Raw genomic sequence first — 20503 nt, forward strand, 5'->3', positions numbered from 1 at the left:
AGGAACAGTATTGTGCTGGTGAGCTTTCTTGAGAATGGCGTCGAAAAGGCCGGCTACTTATCCAACACTGGCGTGACGGCTTTGACAGCGATCAATGAGGGATTGCCAATAACGATGCTCGAACTGGTAAACTCGGGTCGCCTTGACGAGGCGGCCCGGATGGCAAAAGCCTATGAGGGCCCGGCGGCCCCGGTCGATTCCGTGAGGCTTTTGCCTCCGCTGCCCCGTCCAGGCAAGATCGTTTGCTTCGGGCTCAATTATGTCGATCATGCCACCGAAAGCGGATTCGAGAAACCGGACTATCCGAGCCTGTTCCTGCGCTCCTCGACCTCACTGACTGCGCCAGGCGGCACACTGACGCGGCCAAGAGCCTCTGACAAACTCGACTATGAAGGTGAACTCGTTGCCGTGATTGGCCGCCGCGGCCGGCACATTTCCATGGAAGAGGCCGCGGACTTTGTCTGCGCCTATTCATGTTTCAACGATGGCAGCGTTCGCGATTTCCAGCTTCGCACCACGCAGTGGACCGTCGGCAAGAACTTCGATGGCACCGGGGGCTTCGGGCCTGGTCTTGTACCGGCCTCGGAGCTGCCGCGGCTAGCGCGAGGATTGAAACTACAAACTCGCGTCAACGGTGCGCTGATGCAGTCGGCCAATACCGATGACATGATCTTCCCGGTGGCCGAGGCTGTCGCCATAGTTTCGCAGGCGATGACCCTGGAACCAGGCGACATTCTCGTTCTTGGTACGCCGAGCGGCGTTGGCCAGTCGCGCAATCCGCCAGTATTCCTGGAGCATGGCGACGTCGTCGAGGTTGAGATCGAGCAGGTCGGCTTACTGCGCAACACGGTCGTCGACGAGGAAGTCCAAGACTCCCTCCGCGAGGTGGCTTAGTGAATCCGGCGGCGCGACTGGCCACACGCCTCGCAGGCGCACTGGCCACAATGCTGGCTGCCTCATTGCTGGTGTTCGTCCTGCTGGAATATTCCTCGACCAGCGTCGCCGCAAAGATTCTCGGGCCTTACTCGAGCGAAAGCTCGCGGCAGATGCTGAGCGAAAAGCTCGGACTCAGCGATCCCGTGCTCGTTCGCTACGTTCGATGGATTGGCGTTGTCGCGGGCCTTCGCGAGGATCCCGTTGTTACGTCGGGGCTGACCGGCGCTCCGATCGCAAACGCTCGCTATTTCGGCAACTTCGGATACTCGCAACTCTACAAAAAGCCGGTTGTGGATGTGGTCCTGCCAGCCCTCAAGAACACAGCGCTTCTGGCAACGATCGCGTTCCTCGGCATCGCGCTGCTGGGCATGCTGTTCGGGATATTGTGCGGTGCCTACGAAGGATCGGCAGTCGATCGCTCGCTCTCGCTGGTGGCATCTGTCGCCGCATCGGTGCCAGAATATGCATCAGCCGTGATCCTGATGTTTGTTTTTGTAGTGACCTATCAGGTGCTGCCTGGCGCGAGCAACCTGGACACGACGTCCGGCTGGTCGGTGAGTTCACAGCTGATCCTGCCGGCGGCCGTGTTGATCATCTACGATTTCGGATACGTGGCGCGCACCGTCCGCACGTCGATGACGAATGTCATGCGATCGCCCTACATCAAAGCCGCAATCTTAAAGGGCCTCCCCTTTGGTCGAGTGGTCTTCGTGCATGCGCTCAAGAACGCCATGGTCACGCCATTCACAGTGATCTTGCTGCAGATCGGCTGGCTGGTGTCTGGCGTTGTGGTCACCGAAGTGGTGTTCGGTTATCCAGGCTTCGGCCGCGTGCTTCTGGAAGCGTCGCTCTCTGGCGATATCGCACTGGTCGAAGCCTGCACGCTGATCTCGCTCGCCGTGGTCATACTGACGCAAATTGCCAGCGACCTGGGCTACATGATCCTCAATCCCGAAATGAGGGCGCGAGTATGAGCGATCAGACGCATCCACTTTTGGCACCGGCACGTCATACAAGGCGGCCGGTTGTCATTGGACGATTTGTTCGAGCCGCCTCGAACAGTCCCTTGCTTCGATCGCCGCTATTCTACGTTGGCTGCGTTCCGGTGGTCTTCTGGTGCCTTGTCGCAATACTTGCGCCGCTGCTTACCGGGTATGATCCGAACGCGCAGGACATCGCAGCTTTGTCCCAGCCAGAACCATCTGCATTGCACCTTCTGGGCGCCGACCAACTTGGCCGTGACGTGTGGGCGCGCATCGCATTCGGCGCCCGCTCTGTCCTAACAATTGCTCCGCTGTCGCTTCTGTCATCATACGCGTTCGGGATAGTGCTTGGGCTCGCTTCCGGCTATTCGAACCTGATCGATCGCATCGTCACGAAGCTGTGCGATGTCATGTTGGCTTTCCCGGTCATTGTTCTGTATGTCGTTTTGATCACAGCGATTGGCCCTTCGTTCTCGAACATAATCGTCGCCGTCACCGTCAGCACGTCACCAGCGATCGCCCGCATCGTCAGGGGCATGGTCTTCGACCTCAAGGATAGGGAGTTTGTGGATGCGGCTCGCATCCGCAATGAGAGCAGTTTCTACATCATGTTTTTCGAGCTGCTGCCAAACATGATCGTACCCCTGTTGGTCGATTTTTGCCTACGGATGGGCTACACGATCATCAAGATCGGCTCACTTGGCTTCCTGGGACTTGGGTTGCCGCCACCCGACCCCGATTGGGGCGGGATGGTCAAGGAAGGCGTGGCCTTCATGCTGGTCTGGCCTCACATCAGCCTCATGCCCTGCTTGGCGATCGCCTCCTTGGTAATCGGTTTCAACCTGGTCGCGGATGCTGTGGCGTCTGTTGCGCGACGAGCCTGATCACGTGACAACCGGCTGGCCAGAAAAAGGAGCAAGCCAAATGGATACTGCCGGCTCCGTGCTTGATGTTGAAGCCTTGACGGTCACCTATGGCAAGGGGCGTCGGGCCATCGAAGCAGTCTCCGACGTATCGCTGTCAATTGGATCTGGGGAGGCGCTGGGACTCGTCGGTGAGTCAGGCTGCGGAAAATCGACTTTTGCAATGAGCGTGATGGGCCATCTGACCGGCGGCGCGCGGATAGTCTCTGGAAGCGTGCGAGTGTGCGGCATTCCCGTCAACGGGCTCGGCAATTCGGCTCTACGGGAACTACGGGCAAACAAGCTTGCCATGATCCACCAGGATCCAATGGCTTCGCTGAACCCTCGACTACGCATCGGAGGGCAGTTGCGCGAGATCGCGGCGTTATCTTCGCTGTCAAACGGTGAGCGGGAAGCGCGTATAACACAGACGCTACAATCGGTAAGACTGGCTGACGCGGACCGGATCCTAAGCAGTTATCCTTTTCAGCTGTCCGGCGGTCAGAAGCAACGGATCGGCATCGCAATGGCGTTGCTCGCCCGACCTGCGCTGATGCTGCTCGACGAGCCGACCACGGCGTTGGACGTATCGGTCCAAGCGGAGATTGTCGATCTTATAGCGGATATCCGAAGCAGTAGCCGAATGGGTATGTTGTTCATCTCGCACGATTTGCCACTTGTGGCTCAAGTGTGCTCTCGCATAGGAGTCATGTACAAGGGAGAGCTGGTCGAGATCGGGGCAACCGATGAGATCATGCGTGAACCCTCGCATCCCTATTCGCGAGCGCTCCTGGCTTGCACCCCTCGCATCGCCGAAAGGGGCCGGCGCGCCGTACTAACTGGAATCGAGGCACCTTCCGAAGCAGGCGAAGCACCCCTCGAGGGCTGCCGGTTTGCAGACCGGTGTTCGAATGTGCGCGCCGACCGCTGCTTGGGGAAACATCCGCAGTTGCGAGCGCTAAACAATCGGCAACCCGATGACATGGTCCGTTGTCACTTCCCGATGACGGAGCAAGCTGAGGTTCCCCTGCAAGATGCTGCGCGACACGATCCAGTTCCAACAGCCGTGCCTGCGCCGCTGTTGGAAGCCGAGCACCTGACCCGCTTGTTTCCTCGTCGCGCGGTCTCAGGAAACCCGCAAGCAATCCGCGCCAATGACGACATCTCCTTCCAAATGCACCGCGGTCGCACCTTGGCGGTTATTGGAGAGTCCGGATCAGGAAAATCGACGCTGGCGCGCCTGGTTATCGGCCTAGACCGGCCAAGCAGCGGCGATATCCGCTTCGAAGGCGCCAGGCTGGAACCGAGTGGCCGGCCAGACGAGGTCGCGGCGGCCATGCAGATGGTGTTCCAGAACCCGGGTGGCACGCTCAATCCCGCTCGCACTGTCGGAACAGGACTGCGTCGTGCCATCCGTAAGCTAACGGACTTGAAGTCTGCGTCCGCAATCGATCAACGGGCACGAGATTTGATGCACGCAGTACAACTTGATCCTGCTTTGCTGGATCGTTACCCGGCCGAACTCTCGGGCGGCCAGAAACAACGGGTCGCAATAGCGCGTGCTTTCGCGGGATCGCCCGCGCTGGTCATTGCCGACGAAGCCGTCTCGGCCCTAGACGTTTCGGTCCAAGCATCCATCCTGCAACTGTTGAAGCGTCTGCAGGCGCAATGGGGTACCGCGATTCTTTTCATTTCCCACGATCTGGCGGTTGTGCATGCATTCGCTGATGAAGTCATGATCGTGTATCGGGGCAAAGTCGTGCACCACGGGCATGTCGATGACGTCTACCACGGTCCGCTCCACCCCTACACGGAACGACTACTGAACGCCGCCTTGCGAAGCGAAAAGCCGATCCTTGAGGCGACGGCGTCCGACGAGAATAAGCCTGTCGCGTCTAGCCAGGGATGCGTCTATGCCCAAAAATGTCATCGTCGTCTCGGTGATATCTGCCTCAGCGCGGAGCCTCCAGAGCGCCGGACGCGGGAGGCAATGCTCCGCTGCCATATCCCGCTGGAACAACTTGGCCATCTGTCACCTTGGCAGCGCGCCATGCCGAAAGCATGCGCAACCTCCCAACCAGCCGCCCATTGACGGCACCGAAATGGTTCAACCTTCCGCCACGAGAGAAGGACATTCGGCCCGAATTCTGAGGCTTGCCTGTCGCGCGATCGCGCGTGCAGGGCTGGTAACCGCCTTTGGCCATTGTAGTGTACGATTGGACGCGGACCATCTTCTCGTGGGTCCGCCCAAGGCGCCGGGGCGCACAGAAGTCGGCGAAGCCTGCACGATCGTGCAGATCAACGCTCCGTTGCCGCCTGGGGTACTCGGCGAGGTACGGGTCCACCAGCAGATCTATCGGCGGCGACCAGACGTAAGCGGTGTCTGCCGATTCTACGCGCCGAGTCTGATGCCATTGTCGCTGATGGGCAAGGTGCCTGCAGCGCGCGACGTGTTCAGCGCCTATTTCGCCCCCTCGCCTCCGCTGTGGGTCGACACCCGTCTTCTTCGCCAAGACGAATTGGCAGCCGGTGTCGCTGAAATGATGGGCGCGGCGCGTGGCATCGTGTTGCGTGGGAATGGCGCGGTGACCGCAGGGTCCAGTTTGCCGGAAGCGGTCGCGCTGGCATGGATGCTGGACCAGGCAGCGCGTGTGGAACTTTCATTGCTTCAGGCCGGTCAATCAGAAACCGCGCTACGCCTTGACCCGGCCCAGGCCGCCGATCTTGGGCAGTTCTCTGGGCGCGAAGTCGAGCGGCTGTGGGACATGCTCACCGCCGGCGACCAAGAGGCGGACGAATTGACTGCGGCCTCTCGTTAGCGGCGTGCCGAACAACTCGGCTTATGCTGCTGCCTCATACGCCTTACCTGCAATCCGGCCCGCGGCAAGGTGATCGCGATTTTTCCGTGCCTGCATGGGAGACATGCCATTTGCTTCTCGATAGCACTTCGAAAAATGCGAAGCGGATAGGAACCCGCAGGAAACAGCGATGCCGACAATCGGTATCTGCGACTGCATCAACAGAAGCTTTGCCCGTTCCAGTCGCAATTCACGATAGTAGCGCACTGGCGAACAACCGATGTGGTTGCGAAACAGTCGCTCCACCTGGCGGCGTGAGAGGTTTACGCGCAACGCGAGGTGATCTACCGACAACGGCTCAGCCAGGTTCAGTTCCATTTGTTCCACCACGGTAACAACCGTTTCGTTGACCATTCCGGGTCGGTTGGCCAACGGTACGCGCTGGCGCTCGGTGGGGAGTCTTGCCCGTTCGACCAATGCCTGATCGCAAACGCGCGCTACGATCTGCTCGCCAAAGTCGCTACCGACGATCTGTAGCATCATGTGAAAAGCAGCCATGCCGCCAGGGCATGTCCAGACGTCGCCGTCTTCCTGAAAAATGGTGTGGCTCGGAAATGTCGTCATGAATTGCTCACTGAAACCGGGCAGCTTTTCCCAGTGGATGGCGCATTTCTTCCGATCCAGCAGTCCCGCTTTGGCAAGCATATAGCTGCCGGATCCAAAAGCACCCACAGCAATTCTGCGAAGTCTACATTCGCGCAGCCAAGCTTCGAGAGCCCGATCGGAAGGATTCTCCAAAGTTCGCCCCGCGCAAACAATGGCCATCGCTGGTCGTTCGGAATTGAGAAGGCACTTCCGCTCTGCGGCTAGATCGCTGGCAACCGATATGTCGACCCCACAGCTTGATCGCACAGAGCCGCCATCCCGGGAAGCGACGCGCCAGTCATATGCCCGATATCCAACAGCCGCGTTGGCAAGCCGCAGGGCATCAACTGCCGAAGAAAATGCGATCAAGGGAAAGTCTTGAGCAAGGTAGAATACAAAGGAAATCGGTTTCGCAGCGGGCCTGGCGCTCGAAGGCGCGGAGACACTCGTTCGTCTTGTCTTCACCATCAGCTGATCCTCACTGAGTTTTGCGCTTCACTATCAAATACACAGCCCCGCTAAAGACGAACATTTGCGACGTGCGCATATCAGTAATGGACAGGCGCGCAGATTGTGCTGGACGCATCTGGAGACATTCCGGGGAGCGGCCAATGATGGGCTGAGCTCAGTCAACCGTCGGGCTCGTGCAAAGCTCATTGCCAGGTCGAACAACACCTTCGCGAGAGCAAACCTAGATATCTACCACCAAGCGGCCCCTGATCTTGCCTTCGACGATGTCGCGCGCGGCATCGATGATGCCGTCGAAGCCGATGCTCTGCGATAGGGCCGATAGTTTCTTGAGGTCGAGATCGACGCCGATGCGGCGCCATGCCTCCAGGCGGACCGCCTTTGGCGCCATCACCGAATCGATGCCGAGCAGACTAACGCCGCGCAGGATGAACGGGGCGACGCTTGCCGGCAGGTCCATGCCGCCGGCCAGACCGCAGGCGGCGACCGCTCCACCATAGGAGGCCATCGACAGCACATTGGCCAGCGTGTGGCTGCCTACCGCGTCGACACCGCCGGCCCAGCGTTCCTTGGCGAGCGGTTTTGCCGGCTGGGCAAGCTCGTCGCGCGAAATCACCTCAGCGGCACCCAGGTCGATCAGATAGGGGCTTTCGGCGCTGCGGCCGGTCGAGGCAATAACATGATAGCCGAGGCTGGACAGGATCGAGACGGCGACCGAGCCGACACCGCCGGCGGCCCCCGTCACCACCACCGGGCCGCGATCGGGCACGATGCCATGCCGCTCAAGCGCGATGACGCAAAGCATGGCCGTGTAGCCGGCCGTGCCGACCGCCATGGCGTCATGCGGGCTCATGCCGTCCGGCAACGGCACCAGCCAGTCGCCCTTGACGCGGGCACGTCCGGCATAGGCGCCGAAATGCGTTTCGCCGACGCCCCAGCCGTTCAATATGACCTTGTCACCCTTGCGCCAGTCGGCGTGGGAAGACGAGATGACGGTACCGGCAAAGTCGATGCCCGGCACCAGCGGCCAGCGGCGGATCACCGGCGCCTTGCCTGTTATGGCCAGCCCATCCTTGTAGTTCACCGTCGTCGCCTCGACGGCGACCGTGACATCGCCTTCCATCAGGTCGGCTTCGGTCAGGTCGGTCACGGCGACCGATTGTTTCTTTTCGGCGTCGCGCGAGATGAGGATGGCTTTGAAGGTTTCGGACATGCTCTCTCCTGGAGGGACACGAAAATCCCGATGATCATGGGGCTACATTATGCAAACCACGTGTCGTCCGCGGTCTTGAACAAGATGTCATCGATGGCTTTGTCAGATAAACTAAGCTTACCCGACGTAATGAAGTCCAGCGCGGCTGTATAGCCGTCGCGACCGCCGCAAACAGGCCAATTAGACCCCCACATCAGCCGCTCTGTGCCGAAGCGTTCGATGAGTTCGCGCGTGGGCTCGATCAACGGCTCGAACGGCTCCTTCGCGAACTGGGAAAGACCGGAGAGCACAATTCGCACGTTGGAAATCGATGACAGGTCGCACGCCAGGCGGAATTTGCTGAAAGCCTCGACGCTATGAGCAATACCGTAGTGCGAAACCACAATTCGCCTCTTTGGGTTTGAGGTGGCAAGATCGGCGATCTTCGCACGCACCGCGGGAACCCCGTCGTCATCGATATAGACAAGGAGTTCCATCCCGCGCTCCAGAATGTCCCGGCACATGGCAGGCGCGCCAAGCAGCATGGGTTGGTCTACTCTGACCCCTTTCCAGCCAGCGCTGGCAGCAAGCGTATCCAGGGCAACCGACCAATCGCCGTTCGGATTCAAAAGTGCGACCCCGGCAAAGCGTGTGAGATTCTCGGCTAGGGCCTTGCCTATATAGCTGTTGTTAAACTCGCCCATATGCTGAACAAGGACGGCCCTGCTCACTCCAGCTGCGTCAAGCATAGAGATGACATCTTGTAGCGGGCGATACTTCGTCTCCCCGCAATGGCAATAGCTGTCGGTCGTCATCTGATTATTCGGCTACCCGGCGGCGTCACGCCAAGCCAAAGCAGCCTTGAGGCCTTCCGTCTGGTAAATTCTCTGAAACTCGGCGCGTTTCGGGGTGCTGGCTGTTTCAATTGAAACCTCGATTTCAAGCGCGTGCAGCAAAGCCTCCTGCATGCCCATGGCGTTCAATGAGCCGTTGATCGCCCGTTTGGTCATGGCTACGGCATGAGTATCCGCCTGCTTGATGGTCCTGGCCAGCGACCTGGCCTCTTCCTCCAGTGCATCGTCGGGCACAAGGCGGTTGATGATGCCCAGCGACAACGCACGCTCTCCTGTGATTGTGTCGTCGCCGCTCAACAGCAGTTCCTTGGCGGCCTTTGCTCCAGTCAGCCAGGGAAGGAGCATGGCGAGAATGCCTGAGCCGAAACGAACCTCCGGCTCCCCCATTCTGCATGAGGCTGATGCTATAGTGATGTCGCAGGACAGAGCGAGTTCGAACCCTCCACCGATGCAATGACCCTGAACCGCGGCTATTGTTGGTTTCGAGGAGTTCCAGAAGTTCATGATCATCCGGAACTTCCGTTCCAGATTGCGCCTTTTCTTTTCAGGGTCCACATGACCCGATTCGATCTCTTTCAAATCAAACCCGGCGCTGAACGACCTTCCTCGGCCGGCGAGGATGATGACTTTTGCGGCAGAGTCGGCTTCGGCGTGGAGGATGGCTTCCTCAAGCTCAGTCACCATCTGCAGGTTTATGGCATTCAGCTTTGCGGGGCGGTTGAGCCGGATAGCCGCGATACCGTCCTGGACGTCATACTCGATCGTTGAAAAATCGCCCATGGAATATCGACCCAAAACCTCTGGAATATGCGTGTTGGGCAGCATAGTCGATGCTGCCCACCGTCTTGCTCAGCTGCCCTGATATTCGGGCTTGAACTTGTCAACGTTGGTCTTGTCGATGAAGAGGCCCACCGGGCTCAACGCCTTTGGTGTATAGATGGCCGCCTCGCCTGGCAGCGGCTTGCCGTTTACGGCAGCCTCCAAATTCTTGATGTTGAACTGGGCGCTCGATGTCGGCATCCAGATCAGCGACGAATACCATGTGCCGTCCTTGATGCCTTGTGCCGCAATTTCCGAGCCACCGTTGCCGACAAGCTTGACGCCGCCTTCGCCAAGAGTGAGGCCCGACGCCTTGGCGGCCTTGACGGCACCAGCGATCATCGTGTCAGAGGTGGAAAACACGACATTGGCGTCGGGGTTCGCGAGGAAGGCATCGCGCATTGTTTTGAACGCAGTATCTGCGAGGTAATTTCCTTCAACCATCGAGACAATCTCAATGTTCGAATGATCCTTGAGGACCTCTTCAACGCCAGTCCGAACGCCGCTGTCGTAGCCGAAGGAAAATTTGCCGGCCAGATAGATGGCCTTGCATGGATTGATATCTTTGCAGGCCTGAACCACGTTCTCTCCGATCGACCGGCCATCGTGATAGGGTGGATTGGTCGCGGAACTGACCACTCCCGGGACCTGAATCTTTTCGGTCTTAAGATCCGTGCCGACGACCGTCGTGTCGATCGCGACCTTGATTCCGGCATCGGACGCAGCTTTGACGAAAGGCACTACCCCACCACCGTCGAATGGAACGATCATGAAGGCGTTGAAACGCGTCGATACCGTCGCATCCTGAATCTGCCTCGCCTGCTGTTGAGCATCCGAGCCGGCGTCAAACACCTCCACCGTACCGCCGCCGTCCTTGACGATCGACTGCGTGGAGGCAATCGTCTGGGCATAGTATGCATTTTTGAAGGGTACGAAGAGGGCGAGCTTCAGTTGTTCGCTGAGCGCCGCGCTGGTCATCGACATCGTAAGCGCGATGCCGCCGACCAGCCGAATGACTTCTTTGGACATTCTACGACCTGATTTATTCATTGTTCCGCTCCTTGATACTTATTCAGTTCGTTAACTGCGTTTCGGTTTAACCTTCATTTTTGATTTGCGCTCTACCGCTTGGGTGCGGTCAAAAATCCATATTGTCCTCCATCTATTGTGATTAATCTTTGCGGGTCATGACGATGTTGGCTTGATTGTCGACTTTGCATTTCCATCCGAATGGAACGAACAACGTCGTGTCGATCTGATCGACAATGCAAAGGCCTTCGAACTCTTGGCCAATGACCAGTGTCTCACGATCATAGATCGGCGCTTCCACATAGCGATCGGATGCGTGGTCATAGACCTTGCGCCTCGATGCCGGCGGACCAGCGACACCCGTCTGTATACTCGGTAGCCAGCGCGTCGGATCTGCCTGCGGGCCGATGGCGGTCACGCGTAGGTTGACAACCTCGTGACGAGCATTGGGAATGCGAATCCCGTAGAGGCGCTCGTGCTCGGTATCGAAGGCGGCGGCGACGACTTCGGACGAGATTTCGCCGGCAGGCACCGGGACGCTGATCTCCCAATTCTGACCCTCATATCGCATGTCGAGCAACCGGATGAGTGTTGGCTTGCCGCCAAAACCCTCGCCTTCAAGGTTGTGCAGCGCTTCCCCGACCATCTCGTCGAAGACTGCATTGAGCTGGCCGAGATCTCCTCGTTCAAGCACCAATGGCCATGATCGGACGCTGTCGAAGCGCAAATCGGCCAAGAGCAACCCGGAGGCGCTAAGTAGGCCCGGCCGCGGCGGCACAATGACCGTCCTCATTCCGAGTACCTCGGCAAGCGGCGCGACATGCAGCGGCCCGGCGCCGCCCGCCGCGATCATGGCAAAGGCTCTCGGATCGATACCCTGCTGAGCACTTATCGCCCGCACCTCGTGCACGATATTGTTGATGCAGATGTCGATTATGCCTTTGGCAACCTTCTCGACCTCCAGACCAAGAGGCTCCGCGACCTGCTGGATCGCCTTTACGCTCTTGTCGCGATCGAGCCTTACCGATCCACCCAACGCCGCTTCTGTGCCCAAGCGGCCAAGTAAAAGGTTGGCGTCCGTGACGGTTGGCTTTGTGCCGCCGCGACTGTAGCAGGCAGGTCCCGGGTCCGCCCCGGCGCTTTGCGGTCCGACCTTCAGTGCGCCGCCGGCATCGATCCAGCTAATGCTGCCGCCGCCGGCGCCGAGGGTCCGAATGTCAATAGTCGGAATGAGAACCGGAATGCCTACATCGATTTCACCTTCGGTACGGTAGGCAAGCTCATTGTCTCGCACGAGCGATAGATCGAAGCTTGTACCGCCCATGTCCGTGGTAATGACATTGTCATAGCCCGCGCTCTTCCCGATGAACTTTCCCGCTAATGCTGCCGCGGCCGGGCCGCTGAGAAAGGTGTGGATCGGATAGTTCTTGGCGGTCCGGGAGGTCATCAGGCCGCCATTGCTTTTCATGATGAAAAGATCGCGGTCCAACCCTCCTGCCGCCAGCTTGTCTTCCAAAGCGGTGAAGTACCGGGCCATCACGGGCTTGATGTAGGCGTCGCCTGCGGTAGTGGACGTTCTCTCATACTCTCGCCACTGAGGCAGCAAGTCCGAGGACGTGGAGATGGAGAGGGCGGGGAACTTCTTGGCCGCTATCTCGGCGATGCGGCGTTCGTGTACCGGATTGGCGTAGCTGAACAGCAGGCAAACCGCGACGGAGTCGCAGCCTTGCTCTGACAGAAACTCGAGCGCAGCCTCTACTTCAGCTTCATCCAGTGGATCAACAATAGATCCGTCAGGGGCGATACGCTCCGATACCTCACACCGTAGCTCCCTTGGAACCAAGGGCGCAGGCGCAGTCCAGCGCAGGTTAAAGTAGTCGGTCATAGGCTTGATGCCGCGACCGATTTCCAGGGTGTCGCGAAAGCCTGACGTCGTGATGAGCCCGGCCCGCGCCCCGCGGCGCTCGATCATCGTGTTGGTTCCAACAGTGGTTCCGTGGACAGCCTTTTCCAGCGTGCCAGGCGCAACCGAAGCCTCCTCCAAGCCCTTCAGGAATGCCTCAGCAGGCGCTCTTGGCGTGCTTGGCCGCTTGTGAATGCGGACCGAGCCCCGCTCCGCGATGATGAAATCGGTGAATGTGCCGCCGATGTCGACGCCGATCATTGTCATGTCAAAAACCCTTCAAACTCAAATCTTGCCTGCAGGCCGGCCGTACTTGGCGGCAATCGCTTCCACCTGCGGCTTGGCCATTCGATAAGATTCGATGGCTTTGGCTGGCGTGATGTAGCCGGCGATCAGATCACGCTCGATCAGGGCCGGATCACGATCAGCGACGTTTCCGTAGCCGGCACCCCCGGGCGAGCAGACGCGCAGCCGATCGCCACGGCGTAGTCTCAATGCGCTGAACTGTGTGAGGCAAACAATATGAGCTCCCAGTTCCAGGGGGGTGTATTCCTTGCCATCACGCAGCACCCTGATTGTTGTGATCTGCCCTCCTTCACCGCCATTGAAGCCAGCGGGGGCCGACACACCACGCCACGACACACTGTTGAGCTGGAAATCATCCACAAGGATTTCGTATTCGGTCGCGACTCCGAGGCCGCCACGGAATTCCCCTGCCCCGCTATCCGGGCGCAGCTCGCGCTTTCGTACACGCCAAGGATAGTGGGTCTCCAGCACTTCGGCAGGGAACGTCTTGCTCCCAACACCTACCCAGGCCATAACGGCCGTCGTTCCATCCCGTTCGCGAAGCCCCCCCCAGCCCGATCCTTCCCAGGTAATAAAGGTATAAGGTTCGCCATGTTCGTCGCGGCCGCCGCCTGTAAGCTGGGTGGTCGAGCTTCCACCTGGTGCAGGCGCCCTGTCAGGAATTGCCTTGCGTAAAGCGTCGAGAACACCCTCGACCAGCGCGTTGTGGCTTTCAGACTGTCCGCCGCTGAGAGGGGCAGGATGCATGCAATTGACAATGCTGCCACGCGGCAGAATGGCGTGTAGCGGTGCGAATGTGCCCTGGTTGTGGTTCAGGTACGGATCAACAACGTTGAAAACCGCGTTGGCGCTAGCGGAATAGGCGACCCCGTAGGGGCTGTTCACCGGTCCCCTGGCTTGTCGGTCGCTGCCGCGGTAATCAAAGATGATGTCCTCATCGAGCACAATCAGCGACAGGCGAACGACGGTGGGATCGGTGGTTACGCCATCATAATCGAAGCGAACCGTGCCTTCGTAAATCCCGTTGGGTATGCTGCGTATGCTGGCTCGCATGCGCCGTTCGGCGTAGCGCCGGACTTCGTCACAGAGTTCCTGAAAGCGCTTGCGGCCATGCTGCTCCACCAGCTCAAGAACGCGACGCTCGCCGATGCGCGTGCTGGCGTACATGGCCATCGCGTCGCCATAGGATTTCAACGGGGTGCGGACATTCGCGAGCATTACCTCCCACAGTTCGGGATCTTCCTTCCCAGCCTTGATGAACTTGACGGGAGGGATAATGACGCCTTCCTGGTAGATTTCCGTGGCATCGGCCGGCATTGATCCGGGCGACTTACCGCCCACGTCAGTATGATGCGCGATGGTTGCGGAGTAGGCTACGATCTCCCCGTTATGGAAGACCGGAATGATCATGCAGAACTCTGGAAGATGGGGGGTCCCATGATAGCTGTCGTTGAAGAGGATGGCGTCGTTCGGCTGCAGGTTTTCCTTGCCAACGTGGTCGACGCCCGCCTCGACTGCGAATTTCATCGAACCCATTTGAGCCGGGATGCCCTCGTACTGGGCAATGAGGGTGAGATCAGCGTCATAGATGGCCGTTGTTAGGTCAGCGCCCTCGTAGAAGACCGGGCTGTAGGCAGTGCGCTCCATGGTCTTGGCCATCTCTTTGCAAATGGAAAGCAGCGCGCCGTTGATCACCTCAAGCGTGATCGCATCGACGCTGGTCTCACCCGAATAGCAGTCGGTTTTCAGCCAGTTTGCCAAAGCGTTGGGGAGATCAGCAGGCAAAGGATTTTTCGCGCCGGCTGTCTCGCAGGTTTTGTCGCAGAATTCAGCAGTACTGACCCGCGCCAGCATCTTTCCGCAAAAAGCACATTTTCTTTGAATCGAAGAATACTTCATCGATTTTTCCTAGATTTTCTTACGAGTCCAAGCGTCGAGCCCAACGGCCGTGAGGATAATCAATCCCTTGACGATGTCCTGATAAGTCGGATTGAGACCCAGAAGGGTGAAGCCATTGCCGATCATGGCCAGGATGAAGACGCCCACCACGGTGCGCCAGATGGCGCCTTCACCGCCAAAGATGGAATTGCCGCCAATGACAACCGCGGCTATGGCCGTGAATTCGATGCCAACGCCGGTAGTCGATTGCACGGACCCGACCTGGCTTGCCACCATCAGGCCGGCGAGCGCCGCCAAAAGGCCCGAAATGACGAACGTCGCCCCTCGCGTAACGTGCACGCTTACGCCAGACAGGCGTGCCGCTTCGGGGTTACCTCCACAGGCGAGGATATGTCGCCCAACGGGTGTGCGCAGGACAACCAATGTACAGGCAATGGCAGTTAGCGCCAGGATGTAAGCCGACAATTGTATACCGAAAACCCGTGCGGTACCCAGGACCGCGAAGCCCTCGGAGTCGGTGGAGACGATGAAGCCACCGGTAATGGCAGTGGCGATACCCCGCCCGATTATTGCAGTCGCAAGTGTTCCGATGAAGGTGTTGACCTTCCCCACCGTGGTCAGCAACGCATTGATCAGCCCGATTAGGAACCCGACCCCGAGTCCCGTCACGATGCCGGCGATAGGGCCAGCAGCATTGGTTGCGAGGATCGACAAGATTCCAGCCAGGGCGAAGGTGGCACCGGCCGAGAGATCGAAGCCTCCAGCCATGATCACCAGTGTGCCGGCACATGCGATCAAAGCGATGGGGGCCCACTGATCGACAATGTTCAGCAAATTGCGTGGCGTCAGGAAAACGGGGCTCCAGATGCTGAGTGCGGTGAAGAGCAACAGGAAGCCCAGGACGACACCCAGCTCTCCAGTGGAAAATGGAACCTTCTTGCCTTCAGCAACTCGCCCGGAATCTCCTGCGACCACCGTCATTCTCCCTCTTCTTGCATGCCGAACGCGGCGCGCCGGACAGAGTCTTCCGTCAAATTTCCTGCCGTGAGTTCCCGGCTTACATACCCCTCGCGCATCACCACGGTGCGGTTGCATAGGCCCAGGATCTCCTCCATCTCGGAGGAGATCAGAAGTATGGCCATGCCTTGCTGGGCCAATTCATTCAGGAAAACGTAGATCGCCTGCTTGGCGCCGACGTCGACACCACGAGTGGGTTCATCGATGATGAGCAACTTCGCGTTGCGCATCATCCAGCGTCCGAGAAGGACTTTTTGTTGATTGCCGCCTGAGAGCAGTCGGACGGGTAGCCCGGAGACAGGCCGTCTGATTTTCAGCCTCTCCGCGACCCGGGAACTCTCCGTCCGACGCCCGGCCTCGTTGATCAGGCCGCCCCGCGTGTAGCTGCCGAGATGCGGCATGGTCATGTTGTCCATGATATCCATGGACAGCATCAGGCCTTGGTCCTTGCGCGATTCCGGCACCAGACCGATCCCTAGCTTGATCGCATCCTTTGGGCTGGAAACTTCCAGCGCCTTGCCTCTGAACCGCACAGCGCCGGAGTCAAAGCGGTCCGCGCCATAGATGGCGCGGCCCACTTCTGTCCTGCCGCTCCCGACCAAGCCAGCCAGACCGACTATCTCGCCTGGCCGCACCGAAAATGACACGTCGTGGAAAGCTGGCGCACGGGTCAGGCCGTCGACTTCCAGCACTGGGTCGCTGCCGGCCGCAATCGTCTTTGGCGGGAATGCGAGGTCCATTTCCTGGCCAAGCATTTTGCGGACGAGCGAGCGCGGCGTTTCGCTTGCCGCAGGCGCGGTGTCGATTAGTTGACCGTCCTTCAGCACGGTAACGAAGTCAGCCATCGCCAGCACTTCGTTGAGGAAATGCGAGACGTAGATGATGGTTTTGCCGCGCTCACGCAGCGATTTGACGATATCGAACAGCGTTCTGGCGTCCTTTTCGGGCAGCGCCGCCGTTGGCTCGTCCATGATGATGATTTCGGCATCGCGGGCGAGAGTTCGCAGGATTTCGACCTTCTGCTGCTCCACCAAGCGCAGGGTACCCACGACGGTGTCGGCCGGCACAGCAAAGCCGTATCGCTCTTGCAGTTCCGCGTATCGGCGACGCATCGACCGGAGCCGCAGCCGGCCAGCACTCGACAGTTCATTGCCGAGGAATACGTTGTCGATGACCGTCATTCGGGGAACAACATTAAGTTCCTGAGCGACGAGTCCCACCCCCTGCCTTAGCGCATCACGAGGTCCATTTAGAGTGACCGGCTTGCCGTCGATCAATATTCGTCCACGGTCGGGTGACGTGGCACCGGCAAGAATTCGTCCGAGCGTCGACTTGCCCGCGCCGTTTTCGCCGATAAGGCCATGAATGGTGCCGGCACGAATTCCCAGGTTTATGCCGCGCAGCGCGTGAATGCCCGCGAACGACTTCTCGATGGATTGCACCTCCACTCGAAATTGCGCGGGACCCAGTGAAATGGTAGCGCTGGTCATTGTATTCGCCGTTTGGACCGAGGAACGACAAGCGCATCGACTGCTACCGCGCCAGCGGCTCCAACAATCACTGGGTTTACGTCGATCTCATCGACAGACGCTGCGAGATCCGACACCAGCCAACTGAATCTGACGATTGTTTCGACTACCGCGGCCAGTTCGACTGGTGGAGAATTTCGATAGCCATCCAAAAGCCTCTTGACGCTAAGCGAGTCGACCATTGTCCGGGCTCTTTTCGCATCCAACGGCGCGACATCGAACGCAGCGTCCGCCAGGTGCTCGATCAATGTGCCGCCGGCCGCCACCATAATCACCGGCGGCCAACCATCTTCTATGACCGCGCCAAGCGACAGTTCCACGCCCTTGGGCGCCATTTCAGCTAGCAACGCCTTCGGGCCCAGGCGTGCCGCGGTTCTTTCGTAGGCTTCAAGCAGAGACTTTTCGTCCGAAATGCCAAGGATCACTCCGCCGACGTCGCTCTTGTGCAGCACACCGTCCGATGCCGTCTTCAGAGCAATCGGAAAACCCAGTGTTGAGACCGCTTCCCGCAGTTCCTTGGGGCTGGCGATCTGCCGACGCCTAGGCGTCTTGATCCCGTAGGCCGAAAGCAGATCAAGAGCTTCGTGCTCAGAAAGAGGCGATGTGGCAAAGCTCAGCCGTTGCCTCCACGTGCCGGGTCGTTCCGGGATGTCGCGTGGTCTTTCCGGTGAGGTGAGCGGCCTCGCGCGCCAGGACATGAAATGCCGAAGAGCGCGCAGGCCGATCTGAGTTCCATCCAGAACCGGCACCCCAAGTTGTGTTAGCCGAAGCGCCAAGGCGTCATGTTTTACAGCCGCATAGTTTGTAACCACAGCGACAGGCTTCGTGGTTCGCCGATGCGCGGTGATAGCTGCGTTGGCGACACCCTCGGACACGAAGTATCCATCTCTGATGTTGCAGAAGAAGGCACCCATCGCGACATTGTCGTCTTCAAGCAATGCCGTCATTGAATCTGCAAAGACGGCCTCGAAATTGGCAGAACCGCCCCAAGCATCTAAAGGGTTTGCAGCCTTCAGGTCATCGCTGATATAGGAAGCAATTCGATCCAACGTCGCCGCGCTTGGGTCTGCGTAGGTGACGCCCAGCCGCTCGGCAAGGTCGACAACGAGCTCGCGTTCACCGCCAGAGTCATGAACCGCCGCCAAATTTCCTTTGGCTGGCCGCCGCGGCTGCTGAAAAATCAGCAGGGTAGCAGCCATTTCGTCGAGATCATCGACCTGGATCACGCCATAGCGGCGGAACAAGCCCTTATAAAGGGCGTCGGATCCAGCAATTGCGCCGGTATGGCTAAGTGCCATCTCGGCGCTCTTTGCGGTTCGGCCAACCTTGAGAGCGACAACGGCGATCTCGCGTTCCGCAGCGCACATAAGTGCACGCTCAAAAGCGCTCGGATCGCGTATTGTTTCGATGAATATGCCGACGGCACGGAATGACGATTGATCAACCATCCATTGCAGGTAATTTGCGGTCGTGGTCACCATTTCCAGGCCGGAGGAAACGGCCGCTCCAAATCTCAGCCGTTCGTCATTGTGCGCCAGAGCGCCGAACACCGAGCCGGATTGCGAGATGAGCCCGACTGGCCCGTCGCGCATGGCCTGGAGCGCAGGAAATCCTGCCACCCTCAAGCCGATGGCATTGTTATAGAAGCCCATGCAATTGCCACCGCAGATCGTCAGGCCGGCGCTTGTTGCAATGGTGGTCAATCTGTCCTTCAGGTCTGGCAGGCCAAGACTGACGCAAGAAGCGAAAATAGTTGCGGCCCTTGCGCCATGAGCGACAACGGCCTCGAGAGCCGCCTCCAGGCGTTCGTTGCCCAAGCCGATGACGACGTGATCGACGGTACGCGGAAGTGACTGCAGATCGGAAAACGCGGGCAGCCCGTCAACCTCGGCATACTGAGGATTGATCGCATAGATCTCGCCCGCGTAGCCTCCGATGCGCGCCATTTGAACCATAGCATTACCGAGGCTACCCTGTCGTGACGATGCCCCAAGAAGCGCGATAGATCGCGGAGCGAGCAGGCAGTCTAACCCTCGCGAAACGACCTTCGCCGTGTCCAAGGGCGATTGATCTGCATTCAAACTCAAACTCGTCCTCAACCCTTTTCTGGCATTGACCTGGGCGACTGCTTTCAAGTGCCCGAACTCGCTTGCGGCGAGTCCGCCGATCCCTTCGATTGGTTCTTCGTTAGCTAATGAACCAAACACGCCCAGGGTCAACTCGGCTTATGCTGTCGCCCAGCCGTCAAAATTTTGGACATCTGCATGTCTATGATGTCATGCAATTATTTCGCCCCAGTGGCCGATCAACCAGCATCGACCGCCGGCCACAGGGGTCTCAATGCATCTTTCGATACACAATTGGATGAAGCCCGAACCGCTTGCAAAATCATGTGATCGGCTGGTTGAGTTCGGATATGAGAGCCTGGAGATCTACTGCGATCCGGGACTGCTCTCGAAACGCGACAGCGTCAGGGAATTGTTGTCGAACAAAGGCGTGCGCTGCTGGGGCGGCGTCATGTGGCCATACGCGCAGGCAAAATTGCTTACGGCGAGGGCAAACGAGCGAACTACCTATATCCGTTATGCAATTGACTGCCTCGCCTTCGTGCACCGCCTTAAAGGGGAAGTGCTGGTCGTCGTGCCCGGCTTTGGGCGGGAAGGACCGGCCGCCAGTCCTCAGGAAGAATGGTATTGGTGCGTCGACGCACTCCAGGAGATCAACGCAAGCGCGGGTCCTCTAGGCATCCGGCTCGCCCTGGAACCTCTGAACCGCTTCGAAACCCATTTTCTAAATCGTCTGGACCAGGCGCTGTTGCTCGCCGATGCCGTCGGTGGTGACTGCGGGGTGTGCATGGATGCCTTCCATGCCAACATTGAAGAACCGGATCCTATCCGGGCAATACGCTTGGCTGGAAGCAAGCTTGCCGACTATCATCTTGCTGATACGAACCGCCTCGCGCCAGGAATGGGTCATTACGATTGGGCTGCCGTCATCGATGCCTTGGCTGCTGCCGGCTACAAAGGTGGCCTTCCTGTTGAATTTGTCCCCTTTGTGGACCGCACACCAATCGACGCAGCATTCGGATCTGTTGACCAGGGCAAGGGCGGACAGGTGCATTCCGACACAGCCGGCGGCGTTGTCGAGGAAATGCGGTACCGGGACCTCGTTCGGCGTTCCGCCGAGACAATCCTCCCTCACCTAAAGAAAGCTTCGTGACCAG

The 20503-nt window shown here is 58.9% G+C and carries 16 protein-coding genes; 6 read left to right on the forward strand and 10 right to left on the reverse strand.

The window, feature by feature from the left end:
• Positions 1-12: 12 nt before the first annotated feature.
• Genes NKH21_RS08420 through NKH21_RS08440 form a run of 5 tightly spaced genes read left to right on the forward strand, consistent with a single transcriptional unit; the run spans position 13 to position 5640 of the window.
• On the forward strand, positions 13-894 hold the full coding sequence (locus NKH21_RS08420) for a fumarylacetoacetate hydrolase family protein (RefSeq protein WP_352864126.1): 882 nt from the start codon (positions 13-15) through the stop codon (positions 892-894).
• Positions 894-1910 carry an ABC transporter permease gene (locus tag NKH21_RS08425; RefSeq protein WP_352864129.1) on the forward strand — a complete coding sequence of 339 codons (1017 nt, stop codon included), beginning with the start codon at positions 894-896 and terminating at the stop codon, positions 1908-1910. Before NKH21_RS08420 ends, NKH21_RS08425 begins: the two co-directional genes overlap by 1 nt.
• The gene (locus NKH21_RS08430) at positions 1907-2803 is read left to right on the forward strand and encodes an ABC transporter permease (protein WP_352864131.1); all 897 of its coding nucleotides are present in this window, start codon (positions 1907-1909) and stop codon (positions 2801-2803) included. Before NKH21_RS08425 ends, NKH21_RS08430 begins: the two co-directional genes overlap by 4 nt.
• Positions 2804-2843: 40 nt before the next feature.
• Complete coding sequence (locus tag NKH21_RS08435) at positions 2844-4913, forward strand: dipeptide ABC transporter ATP-binding protein (protein WP_352864134.1); 2070 nt, start codon at positions 2844-2846, stop codon at positions 4911-4913.
• Between the two features lie 10 nt (positions 4914-4923).
• Positions 4924-5640: a class II aldolase/adducin family protein gene (locus NKH21_RS08440; RefSeq protein ID WP_352864138.1), complete on the forward strand. Its 717-nt coding sequence runs from the start codon at positions 4924-4926 to the stop codon at positions 5638-5640.
• Between the two features lie 21 nt (positions 5641-5661).
• On the opposite strand, the gene NKH21_RS08445 is transcribed toward NKH21_RS08440, so the two are convergent.
• From NKH21_RS08445 to NKH21_RS08490, 10 genes are all read right to left on the reverse strand, one after another.
• Positions 5662-6732, reverse strand: coding sequence for a GlxA family transcriptional regulator (locus tag NKH21_RS08445; protein ID WP_352864141.1), 1071 nt, complete (start codon positions 6730-6732; stop codon positions 5662-5664).
• A gap of 223 nt (positions 6733-6955) precedes the next feature.
• Positions 6956-7945 (reverse strand): acrylyl-CoA reductase (NADPH), encoded by a 990-nt coding sequence (gene acuI, locus NKH21_RS08450; protein WP_352864144.1) that lies wholly within the window; start codon positions 7943-7945, stop codon positions 6956-6958.
• A gap of 47 nt (positions 7946-7992) precedes the next feature.
• Positions 7993-8739 carry an amidohydrolase family protein gene (locus NKH21_RS08455; RefSeq protein ID WP_352864147.1) on the reverse strand — a complete coding sequence of 249 codons (747 nt, stop codon included), beginning with the start codon at positions 8737-8739 and terminating at the stop codon, positions 7993-7995.
• Between the two features lie 12 nt (positions 8740-8751).
• A complete protein-coding gene (locus tag NKH21_RS08460; RefSeq protein WP_352864149.1) occupies positions 8752-9603 on the reverse strand; it encodes an enoyl-CoA hydratase/isomerase family protein in 852 nt (283 codons plus the stop codon).
• A gap of 24 nt (positions 9604-9627) precedes the next feature.
• Positions 9628-10647 carry a sugar ABC transporter substrate-binding protein gene (locus NKH21_RS08465; protein WP_352864152.1) on the reverse strand — a complete coding sequence of 340 codons (1020 nt, stop codon included), beginning with the start codon at positions 10645-10647 and terminating at the stop codon, positions 9628-9630.
• 121 nt (positions 10648-10768) lie between these two features.
• Positions 10769-12796, reverse strand: coding sequence for a hydantoinase/oxoprolinase family protein (locus tag NKH21_RS08470; protein ID WP_352864154.1), 2028 nt, complete (start codon positions 12794-12796; stop codon positions 10769-10771).
• Positions 12797-12814: 18 nt separating this feature from the next.
• The gene (locus NKH21_RS08475; RefSeq protein WP_352864157.1) at positions 12815-14734 is read right to left on the reverse strand and encodes a hydantoinase B/oxoprolinase family protein; all 1920 of its coding nucleotides are present in this window, start codon (positions 14732-14734) and stop codon (positions 12815-12817) included.
• 9 nt (positions 14735-14743) lie between these two features.
• The gene (locus tag NKH21_RS08480) at positions 14744-15715 is read right to left on the reverse strand and encodes an ABC transporter permease (protein WP_352864159.1); all 972 of its coding nucleotides are present in this window, start codon (positions 15713-15715) and stop codon (positions 14744-14746) included.
• A complete protein-coding gene (locus tag NKH21_RS08485) occupies positions 15712-17241 on the reverse strand; it encodes a sugar ABC transporter ATP-binding protein (protein ID WP_352864161.1) in 1530 nt (509 codons plus the stop codon). The genes NKH21_RS08480 and NKH21_RS08485 overlap by 4 nt, the downstream gene beginning before the upstream one ends.
• Complete coding sequence (locus NKH21_RS08490; RefSeq protein WP_352864163.1) at positions 17238-19499, reverse strand: acetate--CoA ligase family protein; 2262 nt, start codon at positions 19497-19499, stop codon at positions 17238-17240. Before NKH21_RS08490 ends, NKH21_RS08485 begins: the two co-directional genes overlap by 4 nt.
• A gap of 145 nt (positions 19500-19644) precedes the next feature.
• On the opposite strand from NKH21_RS08490, the gene NKH21_RS08495 reads away from it, so the two are divergent.
• Positions 19645-20499 (forward strand): sugar phosphate isomerase/epimerase family protein, encoded by an 855-nt coding sequence (locus NKH21_RS08495; protein ID WP_352864165.1) that lies wholly within the window; start codon positions 19645-19647, stop codon positions 20497-20499.
• Positions 20500-20503 lie beyond the last annotated feature (4 nt).

The organism is Mesorhizobium sp. M1329, assembly GCF_040318035.1.
Lineage (GTDB): Bacteria > Pseudomonadota > Alphaproteobacteria > Rhizobiales > Rhizobiaceae > Mesorhizobium.

Bases quoted from the DNA above. Each gene is read 5' to 3' on its own strand.
- acuI (WP_352864144.1), bottom strand. From the start codon at position 7,945: ATGTCCGAAACCTTCAAAGCCATCCTCATCTCGCGCGACGCCGAAAAG.
- NKH21_RS08495 (WP_352864165.1), top strand. From the start codon at position 19,645: ATGAAGCCCGAACCGCTTGCAAAATCATGTGATCGGCTGGTTGAGTTC.
- NKH21_RS08445 (WP_352864141.1), bottom strand. From the start codon at position 6,732: ATGGTGAAGACAAGACGAACGAGTGTCTCCGCGCCTTCGAGCGCCAGG.
- NKH21_RS08455 (WP_352864147.1), bottom strand. From the start codon at position 8,739: ATGACGACCGACAGCTATTGCCATTGCGGGGAGACGAAGTATCGCCCG.
- NKH21_RS08440 (WP_352864138.1), top strand. From the start codon at position 4,924: ATGGTTCAACCTTCCGCCACGAGAGAAGGACATTCGGCCCGAATTCTG.
- NKH21_RS08485 (WP_352864161.1), bottom strand. From the start codon at position 17,241: ATGACCAGCGCTACCATTTCACTGGGTCCCGCGCAATTTCGAGTGGAG.
- NKH21_RS08465 (WP_352864152.1), bottom strand. From the start codon at position 10,647: ATGAATAAATCAGGTCGTAGAATGTCCAAAGAAGTCATTCGGCTGGTC.
- NKH21_RS08435 (WP_352864134.1), top strand. From the start codon at position 2,844: ATGGATACTGCCGGCTCCGTGCTTGATGTTGAAGCCTTGACGGTCACC.
- NKH21_RS08430 (WP_352864131.1), top strand. From the start codon at position 1,907: ATGAGCGATCAGACGCATCCACTTTTGGCACCGGCACGTCATACAAGG.
- NKH21_RS08460 (WP_352864149.1), bottom strand. From the start codon at position 9,603: ATGCTGCCCAACACGCATATTCCAGAGGTTTTGGGTCGATATTCCATG.
- NKH21_RS08480 (WP_352864159.1), bottom strand. From the start codon at position 15,715: ATGACGGTGGTCGCAGGAGATTCCGGGCGAGTTGCTGAAGGCAAGAAG.
- NKH21_RS08475 (WP_352864157.1), bottom strand. From the start codon at position 14,734: ATGAAGTATTCTTCGATTCAAAGAAAATGTGCTTTTTGCGGAAAGATG.
- NKH21_RS08470 (WP_352864154.1), bottom strand. From the start codon at position 12,796: ATGACAATGATCGGCGTCGACATCGGCGGCACATTCACCGATTTCATC.